Origin of the sequence: Roseiarcus sp. (assembly GCF_052145395.1) — a bacterium.
Taxonomy (GTDB): Bacteria; Pseudomonadota; Alphaproteobacteria; order Rhizobiales; family Beijerinckiaceae; genus Roseiarcus.
This window is the reverse complement of the sequence record NZ_JBKQOT010000056.1, coordinates 1-7665: the sequence shown is the minus strand read 5'-3', so window position 1 is coordinate 7665 and position 7665 is coordinate 1. Positions and strand designations below refer to the sequence as shown.

The window sequence follows — 7665 nt, the reverse complement described above, 5'->3', positions numbered from 1 at the left end:
CCAACAAGTTTGGCGGCAACGAGAATCTCGCGGGTGTTGCGTTTCTGCAAGGGGTGAACCAGAAGGTCCACGAGGACCACCCTGGAGTGCTGACGTTCGCCGAGGACGCGACGGCGCGGCCCGATGTCACGAGTACGTTGGCGCGAAGCGGCGGGCTCGGCTTCGACTACAAGTGGGACCTCGGCTGGGTCCACGACACGCTTGGGGAGTACATGCCCCTGAAGCCAGCCGAGCGGCCGAAAAGCTACGCCAAACTCGTCTTCAGGATGCATTACGCCTTCCGCGAGAACTACCTCTTGCCGCTCTCGCACGACGACTCCGCGCCGGGCAAGAAATCGCTCCTTGCCAAGATGCCGGGGGACGAGTGGGAAAAGCGCGCCAACCTGCGATTGCTTTATGGCTACATGTTCGCGCTGCCCGGCAAGAAGCTCATGTTCATGGGGGATGAATTCGGCCAGTGGAAGGAATGGGACCATGAAACCAGCCTCGACTGGCACCTCCTGGAAAACCCAGCAGACCTACGGCATCCAGGCCTGAAGCGGTGGGTGCGCGACCTGAACACGCAGTACCGGGCCGAGCCGGCCCTCCACGAGCTGGATTGCCGGACCGATGGCTTTGCTTGGCTCGAGGCCGACGCCGCCAACTCTGTGCTCGCCTTCCTGCGTAAGGGCTCGGCCGAGCATGACCAGGCCCTGGTCGTCTGCAACTTCAGCGGTCAGGTCTTTCGGAATGTCCGCGTGGGAGTTCCCCGGGGGGGGCTCTGGAAGGAGATCCTCAATAGCGACGCCACGATTTACGGTGGCGGGGGCCAGGGCAACATGGGGGGGCTTGCCCCATCGCCGATCGCCCGCAACCAGCAACCGCAGTCGCTCCTCCTGCTCCTGCCTCCCCTGACCGTTCTAATCTTCAAGAAGGTTTCGAGATGAGGCGGCCATCACCCAAGGCCCCTTCCCGATCCAGCTTCGCGATGCCAGCCCCGGAAAGTCCACGGACCATTCGAGGTCATGGAGCCGGGCCCATTTTCCTGGACCCAGTCGGGGCAGGCAAGGCGCCCCGGGCGAGAACTTGGTCATCTACAAGCCGCACGTCGGCATTTGCTCGCCCGAGGGACCTTCGAGGGTGTTTCCCCGGCGCCGGCGCTTTCTTGCTTACGGGGCAAATCGAGGCCCTGGCCCCCGACCAGGCTTTCCATCCCCCTGTGGCGGTCATGTTGGGGGCATGGATCGCAGGTCGGAATAGAAATCAAGCGTGCGCCTCGCAATGCTCGACCAGCTAAAATGCCGTTCGACTCGGTCGCGCGACTGGAGGCCCATCTTCCGGCGGCGCTCTGGATCGTCAAGAAGTTGGTTAACGCCAGCCGCCAGGTCGTGAACAAATTGGGCCGGATCTTTTGGCTCGAAGTTCAAGGGGCTGGCCGCCTCGAACGACACCAGCAATCCGGTCTCCCCGGGAATCACCACCTCCTTGATTCCGCCGACGGCCGAGGCGACGACCGGGGTTTCGCAGGCCATGGCCTCCAGGTTGATAATCCCGAACGGTTCATAGACGGACGGGCAGACGAAGACCGAGGCGTGCGTGTAAAGGGGGATGATCTCCTCTCTGGGAAGCATCTGGGGTATCCAGTTGATCGGCACGGCGGCGTCGCGGCGAGCCTGTTCCACCCGCTCTTCCATCTCGCGGCCGATCTCCTTCGTGTCCGGGGCCCCCGCGCAGAGCACCACTTGTACGCCCGGGCGGATGTACTTCACGGCGTCGACCAGATGAATAATGCCCTTCTGGCGGGTGATGCGGCCGACGAAGAGTACGAACGGCTTCTCGGGGTCGATTCCGTGCTTGGTCAGGACTGCCTGATTAGGAGTCGGCTTGTACTCGCTCAAGTCGATCCCATTATGGACGATCCGCACCCGGTCGTAGGGCACTCCATAGAGAGAATGAACATCCTCCCGCATCGCCCCGGATACGGCGATGACGCCGTCGGCGTTCTCGTAAGCGGTGCGCTCGATCCACGAACTCGCTTGATACGCGGAACCGAGCTGCTCGACCTTCCAAGGGCGGTGGGGTTCCAGTGAGTGCGTTGTCAGGACAAGGCTCGCCCCGGTCAGCTGCTTCGCGAGACAGCCGGCCAGATGGGTGTACCACGTGTGGCAATGGACGATGTCCACGCCCTCGAGCATCCCGGCCATGACCAGGTCTTTGAGCATCGTCTGCTGAAACATCTTGTGCCGGGGATCCTGGCAGGGCAGTTCGAAAGCCGGGTCGATCCCCCGCACGGTCAGGTTTCCGTCGCGGATGTCCTGGCCGCCGAAGCAGATGACCGAGACGTGGTGACGCCCTCCGTCTGCGCTGGCCAATTCCCGGGTGAGATATTCAACGTGGACCCCTGCGCCCCCATACACGTGCGGCGGGTACTCATTGGTCAAGATTGCTATCCGCATACGAGACCTCCTGGATCGGCCAAGACCCCGACATTCTGCGCCCGAGACCCGGCACGGATAGGCTTGGGTTCCAATCGTTCGCGCTTACCCAATTACAAGCTTCGGTGCCCGGGGACCGGGTGTCAATAAGCCAAACGCCGCGCTGAGGCCACGCCAACCTGCCCCCGCATGACAGGCCGAAGGTCATCTACGGCGAAGCGAGCCGCATTGGCGCGGCGCGGCCGAAAGCGCTGCAAATCGTCTTCAAGCAAAACCCTTACGACGTGAATGCCGTCAAGATCGCCGCGGATGCCTACGCGGAGTGGGGGTCGGGAGCGCCGAGGGGTGTTCCAATCGACGGGGAAAACTACGCGCGAGTCGCGCGGTTCAGCTCAGATGCCCGCGGCGGGCGATCCGATGTCGCGAATGAGCGGGACAAGCGCTGAAATCTGCGGTCTACCCCGAGCGGGGGATGGTCCGCCTATGCCGCTGCCCCAGAGAGAGTCAGCCTCGGTAAGTGTTTCAGTCCGAAGAAGAAGGTCTCAGCGGCGTCTCAGCCTGAAGGAGCCGCCACCGATGTGATCCTCACAAATAGTCGCCTTCCGGCGCGAATTTCGAAAGCAACCATTTGTGGTCCGACGACCACGCCAAGACTTGCTCTTTCGGCAGCGTCAAGCCGTTTGGGTCCTCGACCTTATATAGATACGACCGTTGATAGCGAAGGTCATTTGCGAGCTTTAGGGCCGCCTCCCTGCTCGACATTTCGGAGGAAACTCGATCCTGATCGTATCGATCGCGGTAATGTACTTTCCATCCGGACATAATCCCGTCTCCTCCTTGCCTATTTCTAGCGCTCTTTAGCCTCGATTTGTCAGACTAGGCGGTTGTCTGCCATCTATACTCCGTGGTTTGAACGGAGATGTCGTTCCGGGGGGCCGGTTACGCCGGAGACGCTACAAACGCTCGCCGCTGCGTAAGACATTTGGCAGGGCCATTCGACCAGCCCTCGCGGCATCACCACGCCATGGGCGACATTCGCGGTGAGTCGATGACGAGGGATTGCAAAATTCCAATAAAGCATTGACCCCTTCAGCCTGAAGGTATCGCTTCGAAATGAGAATTCATCATGTTTACGCCAAGACCGAGCACTTTTTGCTTACATTGCAACCGACCTATTCTAAGGAAAAAGCTAAAGCAACTTAAATTATCCGCATAAAAAACAACAGCACACAATTATAAATGTCCATTCGCCTTGACAGTGATTGCAATCTATTGAACGGTGGTTGCACACTGCGCGCTTCGTCGGCGCTCCCGGCGAGGTCGTGGCGATCGACGGTAAGACGGCGCGCCGCACCTTCAAGAAGGCCAAGGGCGAAGCGGCCATCCACGTGGTTACCGCCTACGCGGTCGAGCGCCGTCTGGTTCTCGGTCAGGTCAAGACAGAGCAGAAGTCGAACGAAATCACCGCCATCCCGAAGCTTCTGGACGCGCTCGACCTCCAAGGCGCGACCGAGACGATCGACGCCATGGGCTGCCAGCGCGAGATCGCCCGGAAAATCCGACAAGGGCGCCGACTTCCTTCTCGCCCTCAAGGACAACCAGCCGAGGCTGGCCGAGGACCTGCGCCTGTTCGAGCAGAAGGCCAAGAATTTCGCCGATACGACGGTCGAGCAAGCCCAGACCGTCGACGGCGACCCCGGCCGCATCGAGACGCGCAAGGTCACGGTCTATCAGGACGTGAAATGGCTGCAGGACCGTCACGCCTGGCCGGGTTTGAAGAGCGTCGTCAAAGTCGAGAGCCGGCGCGAGATCGGCGACAAGATCGAGACCGAGACCCGCTTCTATCTCGCCTCCGCAGTCCCCACCGCCCTCGCCGCCGCGGCCTTCGTGCGCGTACACTGGGGAATCGAGAACTCCCTGCATTGGGTGCTCGACATGGTGATGCGCGACGACGAGAGCCGCGTGCGAACCGGAAACGCCGCGGCCAACCTCGCCATCATCAAACACATCGCCTACAACCTGATCAGACGCGGAAAAGGCAAGCATTCCTTCCGAGCCAGGTGAAATCTCGCCGCTGGGACGAGGACTACCTTCTCAGCCTCCTCCTCGCCGGATGATTTTCCTTCACCCGATTCCCCTGTCGCCGTCCTTTGCCTTCGGCAGACCGTCGTGCAGAACGAGCCCGTCAAGGACCGCGGACCAAGGCGCCCGTTCGGCCATCATGATGGCGTGGGTTGGACGGAAGGCGGAGGCGACGTCGAGCGTGCCGGCGTAAACCGTATGCTGGTCGCTCAGTCCGTATTCGCCGCCAGACAGCAGGCTCCCGCACTTCGGGCAGAAATTGCGAACGGCCTCCCCGCCTCTCCGCAACCGCTTTCGCGCCTGTCGCGTCGGGCCGCTCACCCGGAAGGCGTCGCTCGGGAATCCCATATAGGGGACGGCGCCGGCGCCGGACGCCCTGCGGCAGTCCTCGCAGTAGCACAACCCGGAGTAGAGGGGGTGTCAATCGGACGCCTCGTATCGCACGGTGCCGCATAGTCACCCGCCGGTCAGGATGCGCGCGCTCATCGCCTTGGCCCTCCGTTCGCCCGCGCCGACGCCTAAGAGCCGCCAACCCGGAGTTCCCGGGAAATGCAGGGCATCGTGATCGGTTCGCTTGGCCGGCTTGCGCCAGCGCATCCGTTCCCTGTATCGCTTTGAGCATGGATATCGCTTTGCACACACGGAGGCGCGGGTGAGCGGCGAGCCAAAACCCGTCGCGATCATCATGGGCAGCCAGTCGGACTGGGCCGTCATGCGGCGCGCCGCCGAGACGCTCGAGGCGCTCGGCGTCGGCTACGACGCTCGCATCGTCTCGGCCCACCGTACGCCCGATCGGCTTGTCGCCTTCGCCAAGAGTGCGAAAGCGGAGGGGTTTAAGGTGATCGTCGCCGGCGCAGGCGGCGCGGCGCACCTGCCCGGCATGACGGCGGCCTTCACCACGTTGCCGGTGTTCGGCGTCCCCGTCCCGACCAAGGCGCTCGGCGGCGAGGAATCTCTGCTCTCGATCGTGCAGATGCCGGCGGGCGTGCCGGTCGGCACGCTCGCGATCAACGCCGGGCTGCTGGCCGCCAGCGTGCTGGCCCTCTCCGACCCCGCGCTCGCCGGGCGGCTCGAAGCGTGGCGCGCAGACCGCACCGCGGCCGTCGCCGAGCGGCCGCAGGACGCGCCTCCCGTCGAGGGGCCGGCATGATCCTCTCTCCCGGCGCCACGATCGGCATTCTGGGCTCCGGCCAGCTCGGCCGTATGCTGGCGATCGCGGCGCTGAAGGTGGGCTTGCGCACCCATATCTACGCCCCCGAGGTCGAGGGCCCGGCCTATGACGCCGCCGCCGGCCGCACGATCGCGCCGTTCGACGACGAGGAGGCGCTCGAAAAGTTCGCCCGCGAGGTCGACATCGTCACCTACGAGCTCGAAAACGTCCCGACCGCGACCGTCGAGTTCCTGAACCGGCACGTCCCGGTGCGCCCGGGCGCGCGGGCGCTCGCGCTGACCCAGGACCGGCTCATCGAAAAAACATTCTTACGCGACGCGGGTCTCAGGACCGCGCCGTTCGCCGCCGTCGACGACGCCGGCGCGCTCGCCCGCGCGCTCGCCGAGCTCGGCCGCCCGTCGATTCTCAAGACCCGGCGCTTCGGCTACGACGGCAAGGGCCAGTCGCTGATCCGCGAGGGCTCGAACGTCGCCGCGATCCACCGGGCGCTCGGGGCCACGCCGATGATTCTCGAAGGTTTCGTCGCCTTCGAGCGCGAGGTGTCGGTGGTCGCGGCGCGCAGCCTCGAAGGCGAGATCGTCGCCTACGATATTTGCGAGAACGAGCACGAGCGCCACATCCTCGCCCGCACACGTGCGCCCGCCCGCATAAGCGCGGAGACGGCGCTCGAGGCGCGAAGGATCGCAACCATAGTGCTCGAGGCGCTCGACTACGTCGGCGTGCTGGCGGTGGAATTGTTCGTCACCCGCGACTGGCACGGGCGTGAGGGGCTGGTGGTCAACGAGATCGCGCCCCGCGTCCACAATTCCGGCCACTGGACGTTCGACGGCGCGCAGACCTCACAGTTCGAGCAGCATGTCCGCGCCATCTCGGGCTGGCCGCTCGGCGCGCCGACCCGCAGAGGCCGGGTCGAGATGCACAACCTGATCGGTGAGGACGCCGAAGACTGGCGCGACATCCTCGCCCAGCCCGACCTCTGTCTGCACCTTTACGGCAAGCTGGAAATCCGCGAAGGCCGTAAGATGGGCCACGTCACGCGCGTGTTTCCGGAGCCGCCGGGCGAGGGTTAGTTAGTCTTCACTACAACCATTTTTGGCCTGTCGACGGAGTTCGATACGACGAGCAAAATCAAACGCTTGGTCAGCCGAGAAATGGCTTGGAGCAAGATCGAATCCGCGAAGACGGGTTAGCGTGCACTCTAGGGCGCGGTCGCTGACCGGGCCTGTCGACCTCTCTTCGGCAGGGTCGCCGACCCCGGTCCAGAGTCTGCGCGTGGATGGCCCCTTCGCCCTTGGCCTTCTTGCATCGATCAAGCTGGTGGAAGAGCATGGCATCAACCTTTACGCTGGCTATTGTCAGTGGGCGTATTGGGCGCTTGGTCGGCTGGTCGATCCAGAGGAGGGCGCGCGCGGGCTGAGGCAGGCTCTCGAGGCCTATATGGCCCAGGGGAATAAGGCCGATGCGCCATTGTTTCACGGGATGCTTGCAGAGCTGGAGGCCGCCGCGCGAGGTCCTGACAGCGCCCTCAAGCTGATCGACCAGGGACTGAAGATCGCGGAAGAGACAGGGGGGCGTTTCATGGACCCCTACCTCTATCGCCTCCGCGGCGACATCCTGCTCAAGCGCGACCCAGCGGATTTCGCGCCCGCCGAGGACGCCTACCGGACCGCCATCGCCATCGCGAAGCGGCAAGGCGCGCGCAGCTACGAGCTGCTCGCATCCCTTTCGCTCGCAAAGCTCTGCCAATCGACGGGCCGGCCCAATGACGCTCACGCCGTCCTCGCCCCCTCCTCGAAGGCTTCTCGGCGACGCCGGAGATGCCGGAGATCGCCGTGGCGCAGGCGCTGATGGCACGCTTGGCGTATGGCCGCTCCAGTGAAGGGTTTCGGACGCCGGCCCTTTGCGACGGTGGTGCGTGCGCCGTGGGCCGACGTCCCAAAGCCTGCTGCTACGAAAATAGCTTCAGCGTGGATGCGGGGTCATGCGGGCGCGGCCTTT

The 7665-nt window shown here is 63.9% G+C and carries 5 protein-coding genes and 2 pseudogenes; 5 read left to right on the top strand and 2 right to left on the bottom strand.

Annotated elements, in window-relative coordinates:
* A partial coding sequence (locus ACLP25_RS01905; protein WP_442467551.1) for an alpha amylase C-terminal domain-containing protein occupies positions 1 to 926 on the top strand: 926 nt, incomplete at its 5' end.
* 279 nt (positions 927 to 1205) lie between these two features.
* Here ACLP25_RS01905 and glgA read toward each other — a convergent pair.
* Entirely contained in the window at positions 1206 to 2435 is a 1230-nt protein-coding gene (gene glgA / locus ACLP25_RS01900; protein WP_442467550.1) for a glycogen synthase, read from the bottom strand.
* Positions 2436 to 3736: 1301 nt separating this feature from the next.
* Here glgA and ACLP25_RS01895 point away from each other — a divergent pair.
* A pseudogene (locus ACLP25_RS01895) lies at positions 3737 to 4478 on the top strand (ISAs1 family transposase).
* A gap of 60 nt (positions 4479 to 4538) precedes the next feature.
* Here the strand turns inward: ACLP25_RS01895 and ACLP25_RS01890 are convergent.
* Positions 4539 to 4901 (bottom strand): annotated as a pseudogene (locus tag ACLP25_RS01890) (GFA family protein); the annotation flags it as partial.
* A gap of 280 nt (positions 4902 to 5181) precedes the next feature.
* Here ACLP25_RS01890 and purE point away from each other — a divergent pair.
* From purE to ACLP25_RS01875, 3 genes are all read left to right on the top strand, one after another.
* Entirely contained in the window at positions 5182 to 5646 is a 465-nt protein-coding gene (purE, locus tag ACLP25_RS01885; protein ID WP_442467552.1) for a 5-(carboxyamino)imidazole ribonucleotide mutase, read from the top strand.
* The gene (locus ACLP25_RS01880) at positions 5643 to 6737 is read left to right on the top strand and encodes a 5-(carboxyamino)imidazole ribonucleotide synthase (RefSeq protein ID WP_442467549.1); all 1095 of its coding nucleotides are present in this window, start codon (positions 5643 to 5645) and stop codon (positions 6735 to 6737) included. The genes purE and ACLP25_RS01880 overlap by 4 nt, the downstream gene beginning before the upstream one ends.
* 202 nt (positions 6738 to 6939) lie before the next feature.
* Entirely contained in the window at positions 6940 to 7515 is a 576-nt protein-coding gene (locus ACLP25_RS01875; protein ID WP_442467548.1) for a hypothetical protein, read from the top strand.
* Positions 7516 to 7665: the final 150 nt, after the last annotated feature.

Coding starts and splice junctions, on each gene's coding strand:
- ACLP25_RS01880 (WP_442467549.1), top strand. CDS start 5,643: ATGATCCTCTCTCCCGGCGCCACGATCGGCATTCTGGGCTCCGGCCAG.
- purE (WP_442467552.1), top strand. CDS start 5,182: ATGGGCAGCCAGTCGGACTGGGCCGTCATGCGGCGCGCCGCCGAGACG.
- glgA (WP_442467550.1), bottom strand. CDS start 2,435: ATGCGGATAGCAATCTTGACCAATGAGTACCCGCCGCACGTGTATGGG.